The 22854-nt window shown below is 62.7% G+C and carries 25 protein-coding genes; 11 read left to right on the plus strand and 14 right to left on the minus strand.

Annotated elements, in window-relative coordinates; translation table 11 throughout:
* Together V9L18_RS16420 and V9L18_RS16425 are read left to right on the plus strand one after the other, a co-directional pair.
* Positions 1-500, plus strand: a 500-nt coding sequence (locus V9L18_RS16420) for a cbb3-type cytochrome c oxidase subunit I (protein WP_337348230.1), incomplete at its 5' end; no start/stop codon positions are given.
* Positions 497-898: a cytochrome c oxidase subunit 4 gene (locus V9L18_RS16425; protein ID WP_337348231.1), complete on the plus strand. Its 402-nt coding sequence runs from the start codon at positions 497-499 to the stop codon at positions 896-898. The genes V9L18_RS16420 and V9L18_RS16425, both read left to right, overlap by 4 nt.
* 155 nt (positions 899-1053) lie before the next feature.
* Here V9L18_RS16425 and V9L18_RS16430 read toward each other — a convergent pair whose 3' ends face one another.
* Positions 1054-1347: an HPr family phosphocarrier protein gene (locus V9L18_RS16430; RefSeq protein WP_337348232.1), complete on the minus strand. Its 294-nt coding sequence runs from the start codon at positions 1345-1347 to the stop codon at positions 1054-1056.
* Between the two features lie 173 nt (positions 1348-1520).
* Here V9L18_RS16430 and V9L18_RS16435 point away from each other — a divergent pair, with 173 nt between their 5' ends.
* The gene (locus V9L18_RS16435) at positions 1521-2312 is read left to right on the plus strand and encodes a GntR family transcriptional regulator (RefSeq protein ID WP_337348233.1); all 792 of its coding nucleotides are present in this window, start codon (positions 1521-1523) and stop codon (positions 2310-2312) included.
* 83 nt (positions 2313-2395) lie between these two features.
* Here V9L18_RS16435 and qcrB read toward each other — a convergent pair whose 3' ends face one another.
* From qcrB to ctaE, 4 genes are all read right to left on the minus strand, one after another.
* Complete coding sequence (qcrB, locus tag V9L18_RS16440) at positions 2396-4072, minus strand: cytochrome bc1 complex cytochrome b subunit (protein ID WP_337348234.1); 1677 nt, start codon at positions 4070-4072, stop codon at positions 2396-2398.
* A complete protein-coding gene (gene qcrA / locus V9L18_RS16445) occupies positions 4050-5120 on the minus strand; it encodes a cytochrome bc1 complex Rieske iron-sulfur subunit (RefSeq protein WP_337348235.1) in 1071 nt (356 codons plus the stop codon). Before qcrA ends, qcrB begins: the two co-directional genes overlap by 23 nt.
* Before the next feature lie 100 nt (positions 5121-5220).
* Positions 5221-6009: a cytochrome bc1 complex diheme cytochrome c subunit gene (qcrC, locus tag V9L18_RS16450; RefSeq protein WP_337348236.1), complete on the minus strand. Its 789-nt coding sequence runs from the start codon at positions 6007-6009 to the stop codon at positions 5221-5223.
* A gap of 87 nt (positions 6010-6096) precedes the next feature.
* Positions 6097-6735: an aa3-type cytochrome oxidase subunit III gene (ctaE, locus tag V9L18_RS16455; RefSeq protein WP_436473916.1), complete on the minus strand. Its 639-nt coding sequence runs from the start codon at positions 6733-6735 to the stop codon at positions 6097-6099.
* 148 nt (positions 6736-6883) lie between these two features.
* On the opposite strand from ctaE, the gene trpD reads away from it, so the two are divergent.
* A complete protein-coding gene (trpD, locus tag V9L18_RS16460) occupies positions 6884-7942 on the plus strand; it encodes an anthranilate phosphoribosyltransferase (RefSeq protein ID WP_337348238.1) in 1059 nt (352 codons plus the stop codon).
* Between the two features lie 62 nt (positions 7943-8004).
* Here trpD and V9L18_RS16465 read toward each other — a convergent pair whose 3' ends face one another.
* Together V9L18_RS16465 and V9L18_RS16470 are read right to left on the minus strand one after the other, a co-directional pair.
* Complete coding sequence (locus V9L18_RS16465) at positions 8005-8286, minus strand: Lrp/AsnC family transcriptional regulator (RefSeq protein WP_337348239.1); 282 nt, start codon at positions 8284-8286, stop codon at positions 8005-8007.
* A 105-nt stretch (positions 8287-8391) separates the two neighbouring features.
* Entirely contained in the window at positions 8392-8775 is a 384-nt protein-coding gene (locus V9L18_RS16470) for a DUF3054 domain-containing protein (protein ID WP_337348240.1), read from the minus strand.
* Positions 8776-8888: 113 nt separating this feature from the next.
* Between V9L18_RS16470 and V9L18_RS16475 the strand changes: the two genes are divergently transcribed.
* Together V9L18_RS16475 and V9L18_RS16480 are read left to right on the plus strand one after the other, a co-directional pair.
* Positions 8889-9269 (plus strand): VOC family protein, encoded by a 381-nt coding sequence (locus tag V9L18_RS16475; protein ID WP_337348241.1) that lies wholly within the window; start codon positions 8889-8891, stop codon positions 9267-9269.
* 38 nt (positions 9270-9307) lie between these two features.
* Entirely contained in the window at positions 9308-9778 is a 471-nt protein-coding gene (locus V9L18_RS16480) for a VOC family protein (protein ID WP_337348242.1), read from the plus strand.
* A 412-nt stretch (positions 9779-10190) separates the two neighbouring features.
* On the opposite strand, the gene V9L18_RS16485 is transcribed toward V9L18_RS16480, so the two are convergent.
* The 4 genes from V9L18_RS16485 to V9L18_RS16500 all read right to left on the minus strand — a co-directional run bounded on the left by V9L18_RS16485 (position 10191) and on the right by V9L18_RS16500 (position 13414).
* Positions 10191-10424 carry a hypothetical protein gene (locus V9L18_RS16485; protein ID WP_337348243.1) on the minus strand — a complete coding sequence of 78 codons (234 nt, stop codon included), beginning with the start codon at positions 10422-10424 and terminating at the stop codon, positions 10191-10193.
* Between the two features lie 9 nt (positions 10425-10433).
* Positions 10434-10604, minus strand: coding sequence for a hypothetical protein (locus tag V9L18_RS16490; protein WP_337348244.1), 171 nt, complete (start codon positions 10602-10604; stop codon positions 10434-10436).
* 843 nt (positions 10605-11447) lie between these two features.
* Positions 11448-11864, minus strand: a complete 417-nt coding sequence (locus V9L18_RS16495) for a hypothetical protein (RefSeq protein ID WP_337348245.1) — start codon at positions 11862-11864, stop codon at positions 11448-11450.
* A 1139-nt stretch (positions 11865-13003) separates the two neighbouring features.
* Entirely contained in the window at positions 13004-13414 is a 411-nt protein-coding gene (locus tag V9L18_RS16500) for a RidA family protein (protein ID WP_337348246.1), read from the minus strand.
* 107 nt (positions 13415-13521) lie between these two features.
* On the opposite strand from V9L18_RS16500, the gene V9L18_RS16505 reads away from it, so the two are divergent.
* Complete coding sequence (locus V9L18_RS16505; protein WP_337348247.1) at positions 13522-13890, plus strand: winged helix-turn-helix transcriptional regulator; 369 nt, start codon at positions 13522-13524, stop codon at positions 13888-13890.
* Positions 13891-13956: 66 nt separating this feature from the next.
* Here the strand turns inward: V9L18_RS16505 and V9L18_RS16510 are convergent, their stop codons facing one another.
* Complete coding sequence (locus V9L18_RS16510; RefSeq protein WP_337348248.1) at positions 13957-16350, minus strand: excinuclease ABC subunit UvrA; 2394 nt, start codon at positions 16348-16350, stop codon at positions 13957-13959.
* 179 nt (positions 16351-16529) lie between these two features.
* Between V9L18_RS16510 and V9L18_RS16515 the strand changes: the two genes are divergently transcribed.
* Genes V9L18_RS16515 through V9L18_RS16525 form a run of 3 tightly spaced genes read left to right on the plus strand, consistent with a single transcriptional unit; the run spans position 16530 to position 19555 of the window.
* Positions 16530-17726 (plus strand): type III polyketide synthase, encoded by a 1197-nt coding sequence (locus V9L18_RS16515; RefSeq protein WP_337348249.1) that lies wholly within the window; start codon positions 16530-16532, stop codon positions 17724-17726.
* Between the two features lie 16 nt (positions 17727-17742).
* Positions 17743-18432, plus strand: coding sequence for a class I SAM-dependent methyltransferase (locus V9L18_RS16520; protein ID WP_337348250.1), 690 nt, complete (start codon positions 17743-17745; stop codon positions 18430-18432).
* Entirely contained in the window at positions 18425-19555 is a 1131-nt protein-coding gene (locus V9L18_RS16525; RefSeq protein ID WP_337348251.1) for an FAD-dependent oxidoreductase, read from the plus strand. The genes V9L18_RS16520 and V9L18_RS16525 overlap by 8 nt, the downstream gene beginning before the upstream one ends.
* Before the next feature lie 59 nt (positions 19556-19614).
* Here the strand turns inward: V9L18_RS16525 and V9L18_RS16530 are convergent, their stop codons facing one another.
* Complete coding sequence (locus V9L18_RS16530; protein WP_337348252.1) at positions 19615-20034, minus strand: nuclear transport factor 2 family protein; 420 nt, start codon at positions 20032-20034, stop codon at positions 19615-19617.
* Between the two features lie 61 nt (positions 20035-20095).
* On the opposite strand from V9L18_RS16530, the gene V9L18_RS16535 reads away from it, so the two are divergent.
* Complete coding sequence (locus V9L18_RS16535) at positions 20096-20776, plus strand: peptide deformylase (protein ID WP_337348253.1); 681 nt, start codon at positions 20096-20098, stop codon at positions 20774-20776.
* Between the two features lie 22 nt (positions 20777-20798).
* Here the strand turns inward: V9L18_RS16535 and V9L18_RS16540 are convergent, their stop codons facing one another.
* Positions 20799-22817, minus strand: coding sequence for a S9 family peptidase (locus tag V9L18_RS16540; protein WP_443197963.1), 2019 nt, complete (start codon positions 22815-22817; stop codon positions 20799-20801).
* Positions 22818-22854 lie beyond the last annotated feature (37 nt).

The raw sequence follows: 22854 nt of genomic DNA on the forward strand, positions 1-22854 counted from the left end.
TCGCCGGCTTCTACTTCTGGTGGCCCAAGTGGACTGGCAAGATGCTCAACGAGCGGCTCGGAAAGATCCACTTCTGGCTCCTGTTCCTCGGCTTCCACGGAACCTTCCTGATCCAGCACTGGCTCGGTGTCGAGGGCATGCCCCGTCGTTACGCTGACTACCTCGTGGAGGACAACTTCACCTGGATGAACCAGTTCTCTACCATCTCCTCCTTCGTTCTGGGAGCTTCGCTGATTCCGTTCTTCTGGAACGTCTACATCACGTGGCGCAGCTCGGAGCGTGTCGAGGTAGACGACCCCTGGGGCTTTGGAGCTTCGCTTGAGTGGGCCACGTCCTGCCCGCCGCCGCGCCACAACTTCACGTCCCTGCCGCGGATCCGCTCGGAACGTCCCGCATTGGACCTGCACCACCCCGAGCTGGCGCAAATCCACACCGTCGAGTCTCCGTCTGCGGCTGCAGCGGTGCTCGGTAACGCCGACCAGAAGGACACTGCCAAGTGAAGATCGAATCATGGATTTTTGGAGCCGGAGTCTTCTTCTTCGTGCCGGTCTCCCTGGTTTACGGTTTCCTGACCAACTGGCATGAATGGGTAGGCACGCTGGGCATCCTCCTGGTGGGCGGGCTCGCCGGAATGATCGGCGGCTACCTGGGCTTCACCGGCAAGCGTGTGGGTATGCGTCCCGAGGACCGCAACGACGCCGAGATCCACGAGGGTGCCGGCGAACAGGGGCACTTCAGCCCCTGGAGCTGGTGGCCCCTGGTACTCGGCCTTGCCTGCGCGGGCGGGTTCCTTGGCTTGGCCATTGGTTTCTGGATTACGTACGTCGCGGCCGGACTTGCTCTGGTAGCGCTCGTTGGCTGGGTCTACGAGTACAGCCGCGGAGACCACGCACACTAGGTCTTGCCAGACTGGCAGCAAAGACTCGATAACGACGGCGGGCCCCACCTTGAAAAGTGGGGCCCGCCGTCGTTATGCGTTAAATCGTTGGGGGAGGGGCGGCGCCACTGTGCCGCCAGGGGCGCCGCGTTACCTCGGCACAGGCTGCACGGCCCTTACTGAGCGCCCTGTGACTCCAAGAGCTCCACGAGGGCCTGGAGGGCTGCGTCGGCGGCGAGAAGGCCATGAGAGGCGTCCACAGCCGATTCATTGATGCTCAGCTCAACCTCGCAGCCGTGGTGGAAGTCCGCGGTCATCACTTCCAGCAGCGACCGGGCGTCAACGCTTTCGATACCGGCCTTGCGGATGGTGACGGGCAGTCCCGTATCCGTTACTGCCCGGACGAACACCGCGGCGGGACGGGCGTGCAGCCCGATCGATGCCGAAACCACTGCCTTGTGAACTGGCAACGCAACTCCTTTTCCCTGACGGCCCCCTCCGTCTGACGACAAATTTCCTGTCCAATATAGCCGTCCGCATGCGGCTGCGCCCAAACCGAAGCATAGAGGATGGCCGCTGGTCTAGACCTGCCGGCGTTTGACTTAAGATTGAGGGGTGAAGAGACAAGCAGGGAACCTGCATCATGGCTGCTAGCGCGGCCGCCGTTGCCGGTGAAATTGATCGCAGCAGTGGGACCGCAATCTATGTCCAACTCCGTGAGATTCTCAGGCAGTACATAGCGGACTCCTGTCCGCCCGGATCTGCGCTGCCGTCGGAACGGGATCTTGCGGAGCGCTTCGGGCTGGCCCGGATGACTGTACGCCAGGCCATCGATGCCCTGGTGGGTGAAGAGGTCATCGAACGCGTAGTCGGACTTGGCACCTTCGTGCGGAAGCCCAAGCTCGACCTGCAGGTGAAGCTGACCTCCTACAGCGAGGAGATGCAGCGTCGCGGGATGGTTCCCGCGGCCAGGGTCCTCAGTTTCGAACAAATTGGCGCCAGCGCCTTCCTGGCCCGCGAACTCCAGCTCGATGAGGGCACGCCCCTCGTCCGGTTCCGCCGGCTCCTGCTTGCCGACGGTGAACCCATGAGCGTGGACGAAAACTTCATCCCGGCCCACCGCGTTCCTGGGTTGCTGGACGGCGAACCGCCAACGTCGCTGTACAACGTCCTCAGTGAACAATTCGGCCTGGTGATGGAGTGGGGGGAGGACATGATCGAAGCTACCGCCGCCTCACCCTCCACCGCACGCCTCCTCAACGTCGATGTCGGTGCACCGCTGCTCAAGATCCAGCGCCATGCCTTCGTTGCCCGTTCCATGGTGGACTATTCGGTGTCCTACTACAGGGCAGACCGTTACAAGCTTTGGGTACCGCTGCAGCGCCCGGGGGCCAGGCCTGCCAGGCACCACGGCTCCGGCTACCGCAACACCTAGTCGCGGCCGCCCGAAACGACGATCAACGAGAAAGGCCCGGTCCAAACGGACCGGGCCTTTCTCGTTGACACCGAAGGTGTCCCTTAGTGGCTGAGGCTCTTGCTTTCCTCGGCAGCTTCCACTGCAGGGTGTGCATGGTGGCCGTGGGCGGCCTCCAGCTCTGCGGGGGTGGCCGGGGCTACCCGGTCCTCGAAGAACCACCTGGACAGGAACGCACGCTGCTTTTCCTTGCGAGTGACGATGCCGTGGTCGTTGGGGACTGCAGGCAGCGGCACCGGCGACTCGAAGCCGACCAGCTTGTAGCGCTTGTATTCATCCAGGGGAGCGTGCACCTCAATGAACTCACCGTGAGGGAGGCGCACGATGCGGCCGGTTTCGCGGCCGTGGAGTGCAATTTCGCGGTCCTTGCGCTGGAGGGCCAGTGCAACGCGCTTTGCAACAATGAACGCGATGATGGGGCCGATGAAGAACAGCGCGCGGAGCCAGTAGGTGACATCGTTCAGCGACACATGGAAGTGCGTGGCGATGAGGTCCGAGCCTGCCGCCGCCCACATCACGCAGTACCAAACGAAGCCTGCCACGCCAATGGCGGTGCGGGTGGGGGCGTTTCGCGGACGGTCCAGTACGTGGTGTTCGCGGTTGTCCTTGGTGATCCAGCTTTCGATCCATGGGTACATGAACATCACTGTGAACAGGATGCCGGCCGGCACCAGGGCTGGCAGCAGGACGTTCAGCGTCAGCGTGTAGCCGAAGATGACGTACTCGAAATGGAAGTCGCCGATGACGCCGGGCATCAGGCGCAGTGCGCCGTCAACGAAGCCGATGTACCAGTCAGGCTGGGTACCCGCGGACACCGGTGAGGGGTCGTACGGGCCGTAGTTCCAGATCGGGTTGATCGTGAAGAAGGCCGCCATGAGGGCGACGACGCCGAACACGATGAAGAAGAAGCCACCGGCCTTCGCTGCATAGACAGGACCCAGGGGGTAACCGACGACGTTGCCGTCGTTGCGGCCCGGACCGGGGTACTGGGTGTGCTTGTGCACAACCACCATAAAGAGGTGCAGCACGATCATCAGCAGGATGAGGGCAGGCACCAGCAGGATGTGCAGCATGTAGAGGCGGCCGATCACGGCAGTGCCGGGGAACTCGCCGCCGAAGAGGAAGAACGACGTGTACGTACCGATCACCGGGATGGACTTGATGACGCCGTCGATGATGCGCAGGCCGTTGCCGGAGAGCAGGTCATCGGGGAGGGAGTAGCCCGTGAAGCCGGCCGCCATGGCCAGGATCAGCAGGACCCCGCCGACAACCCAGTTCATTTCACGGGGTTTGCGGAAAGCGCCGGTGAAGAAGACACGCAGCATGTGGACTGCGATGGACGCCACGAAGAGCAGGGCTGCCCAGTGGTGGACCTGGCGCATGAACAAGCCGCCACGAACATCAAAGGAGATGTCCAGCGACGAGCTGTACGCTACGGACATTTCGACGTTCTGCAGCGGAATGTACGAGCCGTCGTAGTGCGTTTCCGCCATGGACGGATCGAAGAAAAACGTCAGGAACGTGCCCGACAGCAAGAGGATGACGAAGGAATACAGCGCCACCTCGCCGAACATAAACGACCAGTGGTCGGGGAAGACTTTGCGTCCGAATTCCCGCAGGATTCCAGAGCCTCCCACACGTGCATCCACGAAATCGGTGATGCGTCCGGCTTTTGTCGTGGCGACGAAGGCGGGGGCTTTAGCTGTTGATGATGCGCTCATGCTCATCACGCTCCCAGTAACTCGGTCCAACAGGTTCTTTGAAGTCGCTGGTAGCGACCAGGTAGCCCTCGTCATCAACTGCGATCGGCAGCTGGGGGAGTGGCCGGCTGGCGGGGCCAAAGATCACCTTGCACTCATTCGTGAGGTCAAAGGTGGACTGGTGGCACGGGCACAGCAGGTGGTGCGTCTGCTGCTCGTAGAGAGCAACGGGGCAGCCAACGTGGGTGCAGATCTTGGAATACGCAACGATTCCGTTGTAGCCCCAGTCTTCGCGGCCCGGTGACGGGTTCAGCGACGCGGGGTCGAGGCGCATGAGGAGCACAACGGCCTTGGCCTTTTCGTTGAGCTTTCCCTCATGGAGCTCGTTGAGCCCTTCCGGAATAACGTGGAAGGCCGAGCCAAGGGTGACATCGGAAGCCTTGATGGGGGTGCCGTCAGGATCGCGGGTAAGGCGCTTGAGTTTGCCTTCCACGGGTGCCCACATGGTGTGCGACAGCGCCTTATCCGGGCGCGGGCCCAGGTCGCCGAAGATGGCGAGGGCGGGCAGCGGTGCCAGTGCGACAGCTCCCAGGAGGGTGTTGCGGATCAGCGGGCGGCGCTTGATGCCCGTCTCGTCAACGATGTCGTCGACGATGCGGACTGCGGCCTGGCGGTCGTCCTCTGTGCGGATCGCGTGGCGTTCCTCGGAGACTTCGTGGTCAGGCATCAGGGCCTTCGCCCAGTGCACGATGCCCGTACCGATGCCAAGCATGGCGAAGGCGGTGCCTACGCCGAGCAGGGCGTTCTGCAGCCGGATGGTGGCGATGTCGGCGCCTTCACCCAGGTCGATGGCGAAATATGCCACCAGGAAGATCAGTGTGCCGACAACGGAGGTGCCAAAAAGTAGCGCGACCTGCCGTTCTGCACGCTTGGCGGCCTTCGGGTCCGTGTCAGCCAGGCGCAAACGGTGCGGAGGAAGCCCAGGATCCTGGAACTTCTCCACCTCATTCTGACCAGCCGTAGCTACGGTGCCCGAGTGGTTCGGACTGCCGTCACTATGGTTGCCCATAATTCGCCTCATCCTTCTCTCGTCCCGGCTTATGCCGAGTTAGTTTTGCAATTTCAAACTGCTGACGGATCAGCAGGAGTTCTAATGTGTCGCGGAGCGCCTAGGACGTCCGGGACGTCAGCCAGATGGTGAACGCAATGATGACGCCCAGACCGGCAACCCAGACAAACAGGCCTTCAGCCACGGGGCCGAGGGAGCCCAGGTCAGCGCCGCCGGGGGAGCCGTTGGACTCGATCTGCTTGAGGAAGGTGATGATGTCGCGCTTGCCTTCAGGGGAAACGTTGGCGTCGCTGAACACCGGCATGTTCTGCGGGCCGGTGACCATGGCCTCGTAGATGTGCTTCTCAGAAACATCTGCGAGAGCAGGAGCGAACTTGCCTCGTGTCAGGGCACCGCCTGCTGCGGCAGCATTGTGGCACATTGCGCAGTTCACGCGGAACAGCTCGCCACCCTCGGCGGCATTGCCCTTGCCGTCGAGCAGGTGTTCTTCAGGGATTGCCGGGCCGGCTCCCAGGGAGGCTACGTACGCTGAAAGCTGGTGGGTCTGCTCATCGTTGAACTGGGCCGGCTTCTTGTAAGCCTGCGGTCCGTTCATCTGCATCGGCATACGGCCGGTTCCGACCTGGAAGTCAACCGCTGCTGCACCTACACCGACGAGCGAGGGACCATCCTGCGTGCCGCTGGCACCCATGCCGTGGCAGGTCGCGCAGTTCGCTGCAAAGAGCTTCTCGCCCTCCGCGGTGTCGTTGGCGCTGTAGCTCGTGGTGGATGCCTTCGCCTCGTTGACGGTAGTGGCGACTGCGTAGAGCCCACCCGTGACGAGTAGCCCCATCAGGAGCAGCGCTATTGCTGCTAGTGGGTGACGCCGCTTTTGCGAGAGTGCCTTCACGTGGTGGTTCCTTTTTTCGATCGTGCGCCGGCTCCGAGAGCCGCTTCTTGAAATTCTGCCTCTTGTAGAAAAAGAATCAAAGCGTGGCTACTTGAGGACGTAGATGACCAGGAAGAGGCCAATCCACACGACATCCACGAAGTGCCAGTAGTAGGACGTGACAATCGCTGACGTCGCCTCGAAGTGGCCGAACTTCTTGGCTGCAAACGCGCGGCCGATGATGAAGAGGAACGCAATCAGGCCGCCGATGACGTGGAGGCCGTGGAAGCCCGTCGTGATGTAGAAGGCGGAGCCGTAGGCGTTGGACGACAACGAGACGTGCTCGGAAACGAGCATTGCGTATTCGGTGGCCTGGCCTGCAACGAAGAATGCGCCCATGAGGAAGGTCAGCGTGAACCATTCATTCATGCCCCAGCGGGAGAACTGGAACGGGCCACCGGTCTTGCGGGGCTGCAGCCGTTCGGCGGCGAAGACGCCCATCTGGCAAGTAAAGGAACTGGCCACGAGGACGATCGTGTTGACGAGCGCAAAGGGGAAGTTGAGCTTGGCCGTCTCTTCCGCCCACATCTGTCCGCTCGTGGAGCGCAGTGTGAAGTACATGGCGAAAAGACCGGCGAAGAACATCAACTCGCTGGAGAGCCACACTACGGTTCCAACGGAAACCATATTGGGGCGGTTCAGCGTGGGGTGCGCCGGGGTACTGGGGGCATGGGTCGCAGATGTCACATAGACATTATGTCTATAAAAGTCCGTACTTCCCAACGCAAACCGCCTTTTGGGGGGACTTTTTCTACAAAGACGCGAAATCACTGGGAAAAGTTCCCGGAGGGGTTCACATTGGTCAGGGCGCGGCGTCGCTCGATAGCATCAGGGAGTGACTTCACTCGCATCCGCACCGGCGGCAGGCAATACTTGGCCACGGCTCATCTCGGCACTCATCAGCGGCACGGACCTCACTGCAGATAACACGGCGTGGGCAATGGACACCATCATGTCGGGCGAAGCGACGCCCGCCCAGATCGCCGGGTTCCTGGTTGCGCTCAGTGCCAAGGGTGAGACCGTGGAAGAGCTGTCCGGCCTGGTGGAAGCCATGCTGGGCCACGCGAATCCCGTCAACATTTCCGGTGAAAAGCTGGACATTGTGGGCACCGGCGGTGACCAGCTGAACACTGTAAACATCTCCACCATGGCCGCACTGGTGGCGGCCGGGGCAGGCGCCAAGGTGGTCAAGCACGGCAACCGGGCGTCGTCGTCCTCCTCTGGTTCCGCCGATGTTCTGGAGGCGCTGGGCGTCCGGCTGGACTTGCCCATCAGCCAGGTTGCACGGAACGCCGAAGAGGCGGGAATCACTTTCTGCTTCGCGCAGGTGTTCCACCCTTCGTTCCGCCACACGGCAGTTCCGCGCAGGGAACTGGCCATCCCCACTGCCTTCAACTTCCTCGGCCCGCTGACCAACCCTGCCGGTGTCCAGGCCTCGGCTGTCGGTGTGGCAAATGCCAGGATGGCGCCGCTGGTGGCAGGGGTGCTGGCCCGCCGGGGCAGCCGTGGCCTGGTTTTCCGGGGCAATGACGGTCTTGACGAACTGACCACCACGGGCCCGTCCACTGTGTGGGAAATTAGGGACGGCGCCGTGACCGAGCTGATGTTTTCGCCGTCCGATCTGGGTATCCGCCGCGCAACCGTGGAGGAGCTTCGCGGGGGAGACGCGCAGGTGAATGCCGCCGTCGTGCGTGATGTCCTTGCGGGCCATCCCGGGCCTGCCCGAGATGCGGTCCTGCTCAACGCCGCCGCCGGGCTCGTGGCTTTTGACCCTTCGGCTGACGGCGACTTTTTGGAGCGCATGCGTTCAGCGCTTGCGCGTGCGGCCGCGTCTGTGGACTCGGGCGCCGCGGCGGCCGTCCTCGACCGCTGGGTGTCGCTGAGCCACGGCTAGAAATGCCCGGAAATGAGCAGGGCCCGGTTGGAAGCCGGGCCCTGCTCATTTAACTTTTGACGCTACTGTTCGAAACCGAGAGAGAAAGCGGCGTCGAGATCGTGTTGGGAGTACGCGCGGAAGGCGATGTGCGTGGTGGTGTGAACCACCGCGGGGACCTTGGAGAGCCGGTCGGCGATGACATCGGCGAGGTCCTCGTGCTTGGCCACCCTGGCGACGGCAATCAGGTCCCATTCCCCGGTTACCGAGTACACCTCACTGATGCCCTGGATCGCGGAGATTTCCTCGGCGGTTTCAGGGATGCGGGCGGCGTCTGTTTTGATCAGAACGAATGCGGTGATCACTTCAATCCTTCCGGATCTGTTGCGCCGTAGCAGTGCCCGGCAAGACTGGTCAGTGCTGCCAGCCTATTACATGGCCACCGGCGGCAGGCCCTTGTTTCGAGTGCCTCAGGAATTCCTCATCCTGCGGACCAAAGCCAGCAGTGCCCGGTAGCCCACCAGAAAGAGTCCCAGGCTCAGCAAGGCCACGGTCACAAAGGCCACCACCACTGTCTGGCCGGTGAGAGCCCGTAGGATCATGCCGCCGGCAACGGCGCTGAGCCACACGGCCACACCCGTTGAAAGTGACAAGGGACGCCGTCGTACCTTGCCCGACATCCATGCGAGCGCTGCTCCGGCGAGGAAGGGCCAGGCAGTGAGAAATACTCCTGTGACGATTTCACCCCTTTGGTGCGCGTCCCTCCCTATCGCCGCAAAAACCAGGATCAGGACCACGTCGGACAGGGCTGCGGCGATGACGGCCATGGGGCGGGAAGAGGTCTTGAAAGTCATGACTTCGAGCCTAGCGTTGCGGCCAGGACGTTCGGGAACCCATGGTTGCTCCCTGCTTCCCGATTGCGGAAGATTGCAGGGAAAGACCGTGGGCATACCACCAGGGAGGCAGCATGCGCTTGATTCAGGTGGCCCAGCAGGCCAAGGACCTGCAACGCGCCTCCGCCTTCTATGCCCAATTGCTCGGGGTGCAGCCAACCGCTGTCTATGACCCGCCCGGGCTGCTGTTTTTCGATCTCGACGGCGTCAGGCTGCTCCTCGAGCGCGGGGCGCCGTCGTCAGTGCTCTATTTGGAGGTCACCGACGTCCGCTCCACGATCGAGTCACTCCAGGACACGGCTGTGGAAGTTATTGCCCCGCCGCAGGTGATTTATCACCATACTGACGACAAACTGGGCCCCGCCGGAACGGACGAATGGATGGCCTTCATCAAGGACTCTGAAGGGAACACTGTGGGTCTGGTCAGCCGGCTTCCCCCCGCCGTTGTGCCATAAACGCCCCCGGACTAGGCTCAAGCCGGAAGGGAGCACCCATGCAGAAGATTTCCACTTGCCTGTGGTTCGAGAACCAGGCCGAAGAGGCTGCCGAGTTCTACGTCTCGGTTTTTGATGATTCCAGGATCCTGGACGTGTCGCGTTACGGCGAGGGTGGTCCCGGACCGGCTGGGGAGGCCATCACCGCCGAGTTCGAGATCGAGGGGCGCAGGTTTCTGGCTCTGAACGGTGGAGCGGCGTCCAACTTTACCGAGGCTGTCTCGTTTGTTGTTGACTGTGCAGACCAGGAAGAAGTGGACCGCTACTGGGAGGCCCTGACGACTGGGGGAGCGGAGAGCCAGTGTGGATGGCTCAAGGACCGCTATGGCGTGTCGTGGCAGATCGTCCCCTCAGTCCTGTCGTCCCTGATCGCCGGACCGGATCCCGAGGGCTCACAGCGCGCCATGCAGGCCATGCTGGGAATGCGCAAGCTGGATATTGCCGCACTTCGAAGCGCCTATGAGGGCTAACGGCCTTCCTGTGACGCGCCGATGAACAAGGCTTTGTGGATCGGGACGCTGCTGGGAGCTGCCGTTGGCATAGCTGTTGGACTGGCGTATTTCGACAGTCCTTTTGTTGGCGTGGCCGTTGGAGACGGTTTGGGAGCCGTCGTCGGTGCCGGGGTTCGACCGCGACGGTGAGCCAGCCCACCCACCGACCGGGGGCCGTCACGCGGTGATGCCGATTCCAGGAGTGTCGTTCAGCGGAGCTCCTCAACCTGCCTGATGACGTCGCGACCGCGTCGGCGACGAACGTGAAGCGAACGGTGCCCGGCACGTTAGAACTATTCTCAGCTGGTACAGAGCCCGCATTTAACCGGTAGAGCCGATAGTCCCGCCCAGCGGTCTGGTGATGGCCAGTTGAGGAACTCTGCCACCGAGGTTATCTGGCCGAGACAAGCCCAAGGATCGCAATGGCGACGCCGATCCCAACCCAAGCCCCAGCCATGATCCGCAGTATTCTGACGTTTCGACGCTTGAATGCCAGCCGGTTCAGATTTGGCTGAAACCACTCGACGCGGATCCTCGCCACCCGTTCCGTCAGGGCAGCTGAAATAGCGAACAGAATGATTCCTGCCCCCACCAGTACCAGGCCGAATATAGTTCCGGGCGCCATGCGTTCTCCCTAGTAGCGGAGTATCTGTGCGGCCATTATCCATGCCATCTCTGTGCTTGCGTAACGCGACCACGGTTCTGCCGCTGCGGCGGCGTGTTTCTGGGTGACTCGGTAGCTGTAGCCGAGCATTTGGGCAACCAGCGGGGTGTCGATGTTGCCGGTGAGGCAGGCTTTGGGCATGGCGAGCCGCCGAGTCCTATGCGGGCGCTGGGCGCTGCAGATCCCGCTTAGCTGTCGGTTTCCCGATCGTTCCTCGCTGCCACCGGCTATTAGAAATACGTACCGAATATGGACGCCACGTAAGCAAGGAGCAGGACGTATCCCAGTGCGAAGGCCGTTTGGTAGGGCCATCGAGTGCGGCGAAGTTCAGGTTCACCTACTGAGTGCTTCGCTGCCGTCCCGGGGCGGACCGGCCGAATTGGCGGCAGCTGGACTCGAAAGATGCTCACAGCGAAAACTTGGAGGATTGCGGCCGCGTAGGCCAGCAAGGGCTGACCAAGAAAACCTGTGACGGCGGGAAGCAGGAGTTCCACTCCGATGGCGACTACGTTCCCTGCCAACTGGAGCCGTTCGAAGAAGTGATCTGCTCGGGATCCTTCTTTGATGGGGTATCGATAGCGTCCGGCTGTGCAGACTGCCACTGAAGCTAGGACTATGGCCAGCAGTATCAGAAACCGTTCCAGTCGGGTCACCTCCTGCGTGTCGTCGGGGCATCGCGATCATGAATTCGGAACACGCGCTGCACTCGGCCACGTCCCCGGGGAGAAACCGTGCAGACCACCCGTCACAAGACCGACCTTAGTTGTGCGGGGACCCACGGTGCTGCAGCTGAGGAGGACGGGGATGTTCCAGGCTTATTGATTCATCTGATGAGATACGCAGAGTCCTACTGGTAAGTGTGCATATTCAATTCGGCACTATTCGAAGACCACCACGCCGCAGTGAAGGACTCCATACAGGGCTGGCGGGATGGTTGGCCGGACGGTGCGCTTGTGAAACGCCGGGTTCACACGGGCGCGACGCTCACACGAACTTTGCGTAAATCGTTGCCACATACCATGCAGCCAGAAAGTAGCCTGTGGCCCACGCAAAGGAATATGGCCATTTAGTCCGACGCTGCTCTGGCACCGGCTTCGCCCTTGAGCCCGACGCAGGACTGAGCGACAGGATAAGGCTTTTCGTTTTGAGATTGAAGAGCGCGAGGGCTGCTATTAGTACAGCTCCGGAGGAGTAGGCAAGCTCAGGACGACCATGAAAGTCAGTCATGGGTGGCAACGCAAACATGAAGACCGCAAGTAGCGCCATCAGCCCGAGATGTATGGTCTCTAGGACCAGTTCCGTTGTCGAACCACTTTTCAGATCCAGTCTGAAGCGTCCGCTCCAGCCCAGCGAGTATCCGAATATCAGGAACGTCACAAGTATCATTATCCTGATCATCACTAGTACTTCCGGGTTGTAACGATGTCTTGGCCCGATACAGCGCGGCCTCTCGCGCTGATCCTAGTCGCTTGGCAATGTAGCGGGACCAAAGCTCGGCAGCGCCGTGTTTTTGGGGTGACCTGGGTAGCTGCAGGGCCTGAATGATTCATCTGATGAGATACGCGGTGGAACTATTCAGCGTCGGCCGACGGAAACCGCTCCGGATGTTTAGGATCTCTTCCTCGTTCTCGCCAGTACTCGTCCCTCTGCCATAGCGAGAATCTGGTTATTTGGGCGCCCATTACGAGGACTGCGATGCCGAAGAGAATGGTCCGAGTCCAGAGCCAAGGCTCCGAATCGACACCAACGAAGCTTAGGACGGTGGAGATCAGCATGATGACCACTATTGGAAGGGACCAGCGGAGGATGCGTTGAAGGCTCCGTCGCAATTCTTCCTTTGTTGCCACCATTGTCTCCAGTAGTCGGGCTGCCATCCGTGAGGCCCGTCGCAGATCTCTAGGGAGTGGCTATCGATCGATTCCGATGGTGTCAGTCATTATCCGCGTCGCCTGGATTCTTGGATAGCGAGACCAGGGCTCGGTGGCCGCGGTTACGTGCTTCTGGGTCACGTGGTAGCTGTAAGCCGAGCATTTCGGCGACGAGAGGCGCGGGCACTCGCGGGGGTGCCGGGTGGCAACGGGCGGAGGAAGGTCGATCGCGCACCAGATGCAATAATCACGTTTTACTTTACATAATGTAGATTATCGGCGTAAAAAGCACTGGAGTGGAAGTGGATGCGAGAACTGCCGGTCAGGCACAAGTCGACACCACCGAGCTAGAGTCCACGCACTTATTTCAGCCTTCAATGCCGACTCAAATCTGTCGCTTCTAAATACGCGCCGTACGGTTTGAGCCGCCGGGATGCGTGCGAGATGGCAGTTCGAGGCAATGCAGCCGTTGACCATTGCCTCGAACTGACACCTCGCGGCCGCACCAGGTTGACATAACTCAACCCGGCTTCACCCCCCCTGTTATTTGCCTAACTGACGCAGGCCGCAGAGTGGTTGCCTGTCAGGGTGGACCTGGCCGCTACAAGCTCGCCGCAAACCTTGGCCACGACCCACCCCCTCGCACTCCAACACCGACTGGGCTTTCCGTCCTCAGTCGACGAGCGCGGTGGCCTCGACCTCCACGAGCACGTCCTTCTCGAACAGGGCCTCAACGCCGATGAGCGACGTGGGTGGCATCGGGAGTGCGAGGCCGATCTCGTCGGCGACGGCTTCCACGCCGGCCATGAAGTCGCCGATCCGCTCGGGCCGCCACTGCGTGACGTAGAACGTTAGCCGCAGCACGTCCGCAAACGTCGCGCCGGCACCTGACAGGCCTGTGGCTGTGTTCCGCAGGGCCTGCGCCACCTGCCCCGCCAAATCGCCCACCGCGACGGGCGTGCCATCGGCCTGGCGCGCAACCTGCCCGCTGACGTGCACGTGCCTCGCACCCGTGCCGACGGCGACGTGGTGGTACGGGACCGGCCGAAGCATGCCCTCAGGGGTAAAGTGTTGGACCGTCATATCGAAACTCCTCTTCTCGTCCAATGTGTATCGTCATGGTGCCTATTCCTAGGTATCATCAAGATACTTAGGCGCCAGAGGACACTTCAACGAGACCAGGTTTCACCATGGATACCCCCACCGAGCTCCGCATCGCGACCGCGCACCGAGACCTCCTCGACCAAGTGCTCGACAAGTGGTCGCTCAGCGTCCTGAACGAGCTGTGCGAACGGCCTTCCCGCTTCAACGAGCTCCGCCGCGCCGTCCCGGAGGTCACGCAGAAATCGCTCACCGGGACGCTCCGGCGGCTGGAACGCAACGGCATCGTCGAACGTGAAGTGACCTCGTCGCGACCGGTCGCCGTCACCTACCGGATTACCCCGCTCGGCAAGACGCTCCGCCACCCGGTTGACGTGCTGCTGGAGTGGGCGGAGCAGAACATGCCGCACATTGAGGCGGCACGCGACCGCTTCGACGAGGAGCTCGACCGCGTCTGATGCTCGCCAGGGCACAGGCCCAAGTTGAGATAACTCAGTCCGGCCTAATCCCTTGGCTGTTCAGTCCTAGGAACCGACGTAGGCCGCGAGGTGCTTGCCGGTCAGCGTGGAACGGGCGGCCACCAGCTCGGCGGGCGTACCCTCGAAAACGATCTTGCCGCCGTCGTGACCTGCACCGGGACCGAGGTCGATAATCCAGTCAGCGTGCGCCATGACCGCCTGGTGATGCTCAATGACTATCACGGACTTGCCGGAATCAACCAGCCTGTCCAGGAGGCCCAGCAGGTTCTCGACATCGGCAAGGTGGAGGCCGGTGGTGGGCTCGTCGAGTACGTAAACGTCGCCCTTCTCAGCCATCTGGGTGGCCAGCTTGACGCGTTGACGCTCACCGCCTGAGAGCGTGGTGAGTGGCTGTCCGAGCGTGAGGTAACCGAGCCCCACGTCGACGAGCCGGTCGAGGATCTTGTGGGCGGCAGGCGTGTTCGCCTCGCCGTCGCTGAAGAAGGCCTCAGCCTCCGTCATGGACATTGCCAGCACCTCGGAGATGTTTCGCCCGCCGAGCGTGTACTCCAGCACTGATGCTTGGAACCGGCGGCCTTCGCAGTCCTCGCAGGTGGATTCGACGGTGGCCATGACGCCCAACTCCGTGAAGATGACGCCGGCGCCGTTGCACGTGGGACAGGCGCCCTCGGAGTTGGAGCTGAAAAGCGCCGGTTTCACGCCGTTTGCCTTAGCGAACGCCTTGCGGATTGGCTCGAGCAGTCCGGTGTACGTGGCCGGGTTGCTGCGTCGTGAGCCTTTGATGGCACCCTGATCGATCACCACGACACCGTCGCGTTGCGCCACGGAGCCATGGATGAGCGAGCTTTTTCCCGAGCCGGCGACACCGGTCACGACGCAGAGCACGCCGAGCGGGACGTCGACGTCCACGTTCTGGAGGTTGTGGGTGGAGGCGCCGCGGACTTCCAGTTTGCTGGTGGCCAAACGGACCGCGTCCTTCAAGGCCGCCCGGTCGTCGAGGTGGTGACCGGTGATGGTGTCGCTCCCCCGCAGCCCCTCCAGGCTTCCCTCGTAGCAAACGCTGCCGCCTTGGGTTCCAGCACCCGGACCGAGGTCGACAACGTGGTCGGCTATGGCGATGGTCTCAGGCTTGTGCTCCACGACGAGAACGGTATTGCCTTTGTCCCGGAGCTGCAGCAGGAGCTGGTTCATCCGTTCGATGTCATGCGGGTGCAGGCCGATGGTCGGCTCATCGAAGACATAGGTAACGTCAGTGAGGGAGGACCCGAGATGGCGGATCATTTTGGTCCGCTGGGCCTCTCCCCCGGACAGCGTCCCGGCCGGCCGGTCCAGCGACAAATAGCCGAGCCCGATTTCTGCGAACGAGTCGAGCAGGTGCCGCAGGCCTTTGAGCAGTGGCGCCACCGACGGTTCGTCGAAGTCGCGGACCCATTCGGCCAGGTCGCTGATCTGCATCTCGCAGAGGTCGGCGATGTTCTTGCCCTGGATTCTCGAAGACCTGGCCTCAGGGCTGAGCCGCGTTCCCTCACACTCGGGGCAAGCCTGGAAAGTGATGGCGCGCTCCACGAAGCGCCGCACGTGTGGCTGCATCGCCTCGACGTCCTTGGACAGCATGGACTTCTGGATCTTGGGGATGATGCCCTCGAACGTGAGATTGATGCCCTCAACCTTGATCTTGGTGGGTTCGGCGTACAGCATCGTCTCAAGCTGCTTTTTCGTAAACGTGGCAATCGGCTTGTCCATCGGCAGGCCCATTCCCTCGAACAGCCGGCCGTACCATCCATCCATGCTGTAGCCGGGGACGGTTAGCGCACCGTCGCCAAGCGACTTGCTGTCGTCGTACAGTGCGGTGAGGTCGAAGTCGGAGACCGAACCCATGCCCTCGCAGCGAGCACACATGCCGCCCAGATAAACAGCATTCTGGACTACGGCCTTCTCCACCCGGCCGCCTGCCTTCTCGGTGCTCATCACGCCGCTGGCCTTCCGCGTCGGGACGTTGAAGGAAAAGGCCGTGGGTGGCCCAACGTACGGCTTGCCCAGGCGGCTGAAGAGGATCCGGAGCATCGCGTTGGCATCAGTGGCAGTGCCCACCGTGGAGCGCGGGTTGGCTCCCATCCTCTCCTGGTCGACGATGATCGCCGTCGTCAGTCCTTCGAGAAAGTCCACGTCGGGCCGCGCCAGCGACGGCATAAACCCCTGCACGAAGGCACTGTAGGTCTCGTTGATCATCCGCTGCGACTCCGCGGCGATGGTAGCAAACACCAGCGAGCTCTTCCCGGATCCCGAGACACCGGTGAACACCGTCAGACGGCGTTTGGGGATCTCAATGCTGATGTCCTTCAGGTTGTTCTCCCGCGCGCCCTGGACGCGGATCAGATCATGGCTGTCGGCAACGTGCAGTTCAGACGACTGCTTCTCCGACCTCGTGGCGATGCTCATTGTTGTCTCCCTGTTTTACCGCGGTTTTGCGCGGCGGCGCCCCGGCAGCCCCCTGCAGCGTGCCCTGGGTCTATCTAACCAGCTTCCCCCACTCTGTCGAAGGGTATTTGCGCTCTTCAGAGGCCGTTCCCGCGACCCGACCCATTGTCATATCCGCGGACCTCGCCAAGAATAAGCCAATGACGGTCTATGTGCGTTCCCTGGAAACAGCTGTCCCGCCAACGATGCTGGTTCAAACAGAAGCGCGTGACGTTTTCGCCGCCCAGCCCGGACTGACCCGTCTTGGCTCGAGGCTGGTGAGCACATGCTTCGACTCGGCGGCAATCGACACCCGCTACACCGCCGTCGAGGAGATGACGAGGGATTTCCGGGCTGATGATCCGCAGTTCTTCGACCCGGCAACCAGCCTGTTGCTGAACCCCAGCACTAAAGTCCGCAATGAGATATTCGGCCGCGAAGCCACCAAGCTGTTCATCGAGGCTGCACGGTCCGCCATCGACGCCTGCCCGGACTTGGCAGCACAGGAGATTACCCACCTCATTACGGTCTCCTGCACCGGGTTCTACAATCCTGGCCCTGACTATAAGATCGTCCGCGCGCTGGGGCTGGACCCTTCCGTACAGCGCTACCACCTCGGGTTCATGGGCTGTTACGCAGCGTTTCCTGCCCTCCGTGCCGCAAAATCCTTTTGTGAGGCAGATCCGGAAGCGGTGGTCCTTGTGGTCTGCGCCGAGCTCTGCTCCCTGCACGTCCGAACCTCGAACGATCCGGACACCATCATGGGGTCGGCGCTCTTCGCAGACGGCGCAGCGGCCGCCGTCGTCACCGCCCGCGAAGCACCGGACGCCCCTGCGCTGATGCAGTTAGACCACTTTGAAACCGTGCTGACACCCGTGGGCGAGGAATCCATGGCCTGGAATATCGGCGATCACGGATTCGAAATGATCCTGGGAAACTACGTGCCCCACATCATTGATGACCACATCATCGGGGCACTGCAGCCCCTACTCGCCCGCGACCCGTCAGTGCAGGCACTCCCCTACCGTGAAATCCAGCATTGGGGCATCCACCCGGGCGGCCGGAGCATCCTGGACAAGGTCCAATCGAGGCTGGAACTGACCGATGAGCAACTCGTGCCGGCACGGGAGACGCTGCGGAACTATGGCAACATGAGCAGCGCCACTGTCCTCTTCGTCCTCAAATACATCCTCGACCAGCCGTTGGACGGAGGTGGCGAGCGTATCTGCTCCATGGCTTTCGGCCCGGGGCTTACGGTGGAAACCGGCCTGTTCACCAAATTGCGGCAGGGCACAGGACGAATGCCCTCAGCTGCCTCAGCCGTAGGGGAAAAAGCCGCAGAATCTTCGCTGGCTTGAGCCCCAGGTGTGGTTGATGCGCCGACGCGCCTCCGATGCTTTTGAACAGATGGACTTGCCTGACTGCGATCCAAACCGGCTGGAACGGACCTACCGGCAGTTCGCTCTGGTCAACGGCGCACTATCAGGCTGGCACCGGCTGTATGTGCGGGAAATTCGACCCCTACTGCACGCCGGGAGTACCACCACCGTGCTGGACATCGGCTCCGGGGGTGGCGACCTCGCCATCCGACTGTCCCGGTGGGCGGCAAAGGACGGGTTGAGGCTGCACGTCACCGGCATAGATCCTGACGGCCGCGCCCATGCTTTCGCGTCCTCCCGCCCGCCTGTTCCCGGGGTCGAATTCCGGCGCGCGCACACCACAGAGCTCCTCGGGGAAGGACTGACCTTCGACGTAGTCATCTCCAACCATGTCCTTCACCACCTTCAACCGGCCGAGCTGCAGCAACTGCTGTCAGACTCGCAGGAACTCGCGCGCACGAAGGTGCTGCACAACGACCTGCGCCGCAGCCCGGCTGCCTATGCACTGTTCTCCGTTGCCGCATTGCCTTTCCGTGGTTCGTTTATCCGGGAGGACGGCCTCACCTCCATTCGCCGCAGCTATACGCAGCAGGAACTTGAGGCTTTGGCTCCGCCGGGTTGGCATGTGGAATCCAGTTCTGCCTTCCACCACTTGCTGGTCTGCTGCAAGGAACCCCATGACTGATGTGGCGGTAGTGGGCGGCGGCCCGGTGGGCCTTTACCTGGCCGCGTTGTTGCTGCAGGAAGGCGTGGGTGTCCGTGTACTGGAACAACGGTCTGAGCGTGACCGGCATTCGCGCGCTATAGGCATCCATCCGCCCGCCCTCGCTGCGCTTGAGCGCGCCGGGGTTGCCCGGGCTCTGGTCGCCGACGGGGTGCCGATCCGCCGCGGCCGGGCCTACAGCGGCGGGAAACTTGTGGGCACTATGTCGTTTGAATCGGTTTCACGGGACTTCCCCTTTGTGCTGTCTCTGCCGCAGTGCAGCACGGAAGCGCACCTTGAGCGCCGTGTACAGGACCTGGATCCCACGGCGCTGGCCAGGGGCGCCCGCGTCACTGGAATAACGGACGACGGCGACAGGCTGGCTCTCGCAGTGACTTCCGGCGGGGCTTCCACGCAGCTGGCGTCCGCACTCGCCGTGGCAGCGGACGGCACTCACTCCACGGTGCGCCAGCTGCTGGGGATTCCGGTGACCGCGAGACGATACCCGGACCACTACGTCATGGGAGATTTCGCCGACGCCGGGATTTTTGGCACGGACGCCGTCCTGTTCTTGGAGGAAGGCGGAATCGTGGAGTCCTTCCCGCTGCCCGGTGGCTTACGGCGCTGGGTCGTCCGAATCGGCGAGCCCCGCACTGCCTCCGCCGCAGACCTTGCTTCCCTGGTGCAGGAACGGACTGGAATAGGCCTCGATGCCGGCAGCAGTACGATGCTCAGCAGCTTCAGTGTCCGCTCGGCTCTGGCACGCAGCATGGTGGCCGGCAGGACTGTGCTGATTGGTGACGCCGCCCATGAGGTCAGCCCGATCGGGGGCCAGGGAATGAACCTCGGATGGCTGGACGGCGAAGCGTTGGCGCCCATCATCTGTGGCGCCATGGCGGGCGGGCCCGTTGAGCGCCGCCTTCGGGACTTTGAGGTCCTGCGCCGCCGGGCAGCAGGTATTGCGCGCCGGCAGTCCGAAGTCAACATGATGCTGGGGCGTCCTCTTACGGGGCCATGGCTCCGCCTGAGGAACTTCGCCATGGGGGCGGTCGCTTCCGTGCAGCCACTCAACAGGGCAGTGGCGCGCCGTTTCACGATGCAGTGAGGTCGATGCAGTGAGGTCCTCACGCAGCCGGGGCGGAGCGGGCCGTTTGAAGGTGGCGTTCAGGAACCGATGAAGTAGCAGTCGTAGCTGTCCTGGCTCACGATCAGCCCGTCACGGACCTCAAAAACAGATGACGTGCGCGCCCGGATGGTCTCCCCGGCATCCCAATACCGCAAGTCCATCAGGGACGTCGCCGACCAGTCAGCCTCCAGGACAACGCGCCCCTGTTCACAGGTGGTCCGCCGGATCTCGAACTTCTGGTTGGCAACGACGCCGCCGCTGTGATCGGCACCCGCCAGGACCTGATCGCGGCTCCGGGTTGAACCTTCGGGCGCCTGCAGGTGCGGCGCCTCAACGAGGACAAACCCGTCCGCCAGGAAGGGCCGGATGTCGGCACCCACGCCTCCCGCCTCCAAAGTCCGGACAAAATCAAGGACCAGTTCCAGCGGTGGTTTTTCCGACGACGTCTCTTCAGCCATGGAACCGACACTAACCGATGGCTGCTGCAGCCGCTTCTTTTGCGCCGCTAGGCTGTTCCCCATGAGTCACGCATCGTTGCCGACGCCGTTCAGTCCCGCCCGCATCCAGGAGACCGTGCAGGAAATCCTTGCGGCAGGACCACTGCCGCCGATCGTGCAGGCCGGACATCCCGTGCTGCGGCAGCAGGCGGCCGCTTTTGAGGGCCAGATAACGTCCAGCGAACTGGACCAGCTCATTGATCTGATGCGGCGGGTGATGCACGAAGCCCCCGGAGTTGGTCTGGCCGCCCCGCAGTTGGGCATCCCCCTCCAGCTCGCGGTCATGGAGGACAAGTTCGACGTCGATCCGGAAGCTGCGGCCGTGCGGAACCGGACACCGCTCGAGTTCCTCGCGGTCCTGAATCCGCGTTACCGTGCGGTGGGCACGCAGGCTGCTGCCTTTTTCGAAGGTTGCCTCTCGCTGAACGGCCTGCAGGCCGTGGTGGTCCGACCAGAACGCGTCCGGCTGAACTTCGTTGAGCCTGGCGGCTTGCCGGCCGAAAGGGAGTTTACCGGCTGGCAGGCCAGGATCGTCCAGCACGAGACCGATCACCTCCAGGGGACGCTGTATGTTGACCGGGCCGAGCTGAGGTCCCTGAGTGGCAATGCCGAATATGCGGCGCACTGGGCGGAGCCCGGCATCGGCAAGGCACGCGCTGCGCTGGGTTTCCTCCCTGGCCTCCCGGACCTGCCACGGCATTAGATCTGTTGCCGCCGTCGGGCCCTCAGGCGTCGGTCCCGGCGGGGTTCGCCGCCGTCGGCAGGTATCGGGACCACCAGCGGAGGATGTGCTCGAACCGGAGGCGACGGTGGTGTGGCGTACCTGTCCTGGAAAGTTCATGGTCCTCGCCCGGGAACAGGAGCAGCCCGGTCGGGACCCCGTTCCGCTTCAGGGCAGTGAAGTAGCGCTGGCCCTGCTCCACCGGGCACCGCAGGTCATTCTCGCTGTGAATGACCAGCGCAGGAGTCCGGACCTCGTCCACATGTTCCATTGGGCTCTGCGCCGCCACGGCAGAGCGCGACCGGCCCAGGTACTCTGCACCGAAGTACCACCCAATGTCCGCCGATCCTTCAAAACTGACCGGATCGAGGAATCCACGCTCCACGACGGCAGCTGTGAAACGGTGGTCGCGGGCAATGGTCAGCGCGGTGAGATAACCGCCATAGGAGCCGCCCACCATGCCAAGCCTGCCGGTGTCCAGGGCCGGAAATTTCTCCAGTGCCCCATCAAGGAACGCCAGGACATCCTGCATGTCGAGCGTGCCCATGGCCCCCTTGATGGCGCGTCCGTGGTCCTGGCCATAGCCTGCGGAGCCTCGCGGGTTGCACATCAGCACCGCATAGCCGGCACCCGCATAAACCTGGGCTTCGTCATGAATGGCCACCGTGTACTGGGCGAACGGCCCGCCGTGAACGGACAGGAGTACAGGATGGGGCCCCTTGCCCGCAGGCATGAACAGCCAGCCGTGCACAGGATATCCGTCCGCTGAAGGGAACGTGAGCTCCTGGGGAACGGTGAGCTCCGCCTGCCGGCGAAGCGCAGCGGAAAAATCCGTGAGGAGCCGCAATTGCCCGTCCTCGAGGATGGCCACATCGCCGGCGGTGGACGGGCCGCTGAACGAGACGAACATGGATCCGCCGGCCCAGGCGGCCCCGGTAACAACCTGGTCCCCATGAACCAGCAATGCATGCTCACCTGTGGCATGCAACTCCAGCAGTTCCACGGTGCCCTGGGCGTTGTTCAGCACTACGGCTCCGGCCGGCCCGCGCAGTTCGAGGCGGTCGCCTGGGCAGGCAACGTCCATGATCTCCGGGTCTGTGAGCGCTGTTGCTTCGCCGCCCCCCGTGGGCATGCAGTAAAGTACCGCGTTGCGGGCCACGAAGTCCGTTCCGGATTCACCGACATCCCTGGCGACAAAGAACAGCCACATGCCGTCCCTGGACTGCCGGACGGCGTGAACGGTTTGCCGCGGCGCTCCTGCCTGCTCCACGTGCAGTGGTTCTCCACCCCCGGACGGCACACGGTAGATGCCGGTCTCCAGCGATTCGTCGCTCCCGGGCGGTGCGGAAACATAGTAGACAAAGGCACCGTCGGCACTGAATGCCGCGCTCTCATGGTCGGTGGCGGCGGAAGTCAACTGCGTGGCGAGGGGGACGTCGCCAGCTGGCTTGTGGTCCTGCTGGGCACGTCCGCGCGGAACAACGCGCGGTTCCTCGCCAAATTCCGGGACGTCCACGACAAAAAGCTGGGCAGGTTTGTCTTTCGTGTACCCCACCCCGTTGAGCCGGTACTGGAACTCGGTGACGAGCCGCGGATCCTCAGCTGCGTGTCCTACGTTCTCCCAGGTACCGTAGCGGCCTGCGGCAGGTTCCCGGGAGCTGAAGACAATCCGCTGGGAATCCGGTGACCAGGAAAAGCCGTCGACGCCCAGGAGCCGGTCAGTCAACGCCCGCGGTTCACCGCCACCTGCTTCCACAACAAACAGCTGCGGCTTCGCGGACGGCCCCGTTGCGCGCAGAAAAGCCAATGCCAGGCCGTCCGGGGAGAAGGAAGGTGCCGAATCCTTGAAGCCCCGGGTGATCCGGCGCGGCAGGAGCCCAGGATCCAGGGGGACAGTCCATAGCTGTCCGACATAGGCGTCGGCATCAAAGTCGGGTCTGGTGACCGAAACCACGGCACGGCTCCCGTCAGGGTGGACGGCCGGAGCCGATACGGTGTTTAACAGCGGGAGGTGTTCTGGCATCACCCCGTGAGCCTAACCTGCGCCCCTCCACGGGAGA

Source organism: Pseudarthrobacter sp. CCNWLW217 (assembly GCF_037203985.1).
Classification (GTDB): Bacteria; Actinomycetota; Actinomycetes; order Actinomycetales; family Micrococcaceae; genus Arthrobacter.

What these genes read in the sequence shown, in the direction of transcription:
- V9L18_RS16435 (WP_337348233.1), top strand. Translation starts at nt 1,521, where the DNA reads ATGGCTGCTAGCGCGGCCGCCGTTGCCGGTGAAATTGATCGCAGCAGT.
- qcrB (WP_337348234.1), bottom strand. Translation starts at nt 4,072, where the DNA reads ATGAGCGCATCATCAACAGCTAAAGCCCCCGCCTTCGTCGCCACGACA.
- qcrA (WP_337348235.1), bottom strand. Translation starts at nt 5,120, where the DNA reads ATGGGCAACCATAGTGACGGCAGTCCGAACCACTCGGGCACCGTAGCT.
- V9L18_RS16470 (WP_337348240.1), bottom strand. Translation starts at nt 8,775, where the DNA reads ATGACTTTCAAGACCTCTTCCCGCCCCATGGCCGTCATCGCCGCAGCC.
- V9L18_RS16475 (WP_337348241.1), top strand. Translation starts at nt 8,889, where the DNA reads ATGCGCTTGATTCAGGTGGCCCAGCAGGCCAAGGACCTGCAACGCGCC.
- V9L18_RS16480 (WP_337348242.1), top strand. Translation starts at nt 9,308, where the DNA reads ATGCAGAAGATTTCCACTTGCCTGTGGTTCGAGAACCAGGCCGAAGAG.
- V9L18_RS16485 (WP_337348243.1), bottom strand. Translation starts at nt 10,424, where the DNA reads ATGGCGCCCGGAACTATATTCGGCCTGGTACTGGTGGGGGCAGGAATC.
- V9L18_RS16490 (WP_337348244.1), bottom strand. Translation starts at nt 10,604, where the DNA reads ATGCCCAAAGCCTGCCTCACCGGCAACATCGACACCCCGCTGGTTGCC.
- V9L18_RS16500 (WP_337348246.1), bottom strand. Translation starts at nt 13,414, where the DNA reads ATGACGGTCCAACACTTTACCCCTGAGGGCATGCTTCGGCCGGTCCCG.
- V9L18_RS16505 (WP_337348247.1), top strand. Translation starts at nt 13,522, where the DNA reads ATGGATACCCCCACCGAGCTCCGCATCGCGACCGCGCACCGAGACCTC.
- V9L18_RS16510 (WP_337348248.1), bottom strand. Translation starts at nt 16,350, where the DNA reads ATGAGCATCGCCACGAGGTCGGAGAAGCAGTCGTCTGAACTGCACGTT.
- V9L18_RS16515 (WP_337348249.1), top strand. Translation starts at nt 16,530, where the DNA reads ATGACGGTCTATGTGCGTTCCCTGGAAACAGCTGTCCCGCCAACGATG.
- V9L18_RS16520 (WP_337348250.1), top strand. Translation starts at nt 17,743, where the DNA reads ATGCGCCGACGCGCCTCCGATGCTTTTGAACAGATGGACTTGCCTGAC.
- V9L18_RS16525 (WP_337348251.1), top strand. Translation starts at nt 18,425, where the DNA reads ATGACTGATGTGGCGGTAGTGGGCGGCGGCCCGGTGGGCCTTTACCTG.
- V9L18_RS16530 (WP_337348252.1), bottom strand. Translation starts at nt 20,034, where the DNA reads ATGGCTGAAGAGACGTCGTCGGAAAAACCACCGCTGGAACTGGTCCTT.
- V9L18_RS16535 (WP_337348253.1), top strand. Translation starts at nt 20,096, where the DNA reads ATGAGTCACGCATCGTTGCCGACGCCGTTCAGTCCCGCCCGCATCCAG.
- V9L18_RS16540 (WP_443197963.1), bottom strand. Translation starts at nt 22,817, where the DNA reads ATGCCAGAACACCTCCCGCTGTTAAACACCGTATCGGCTCCGGCCGTC.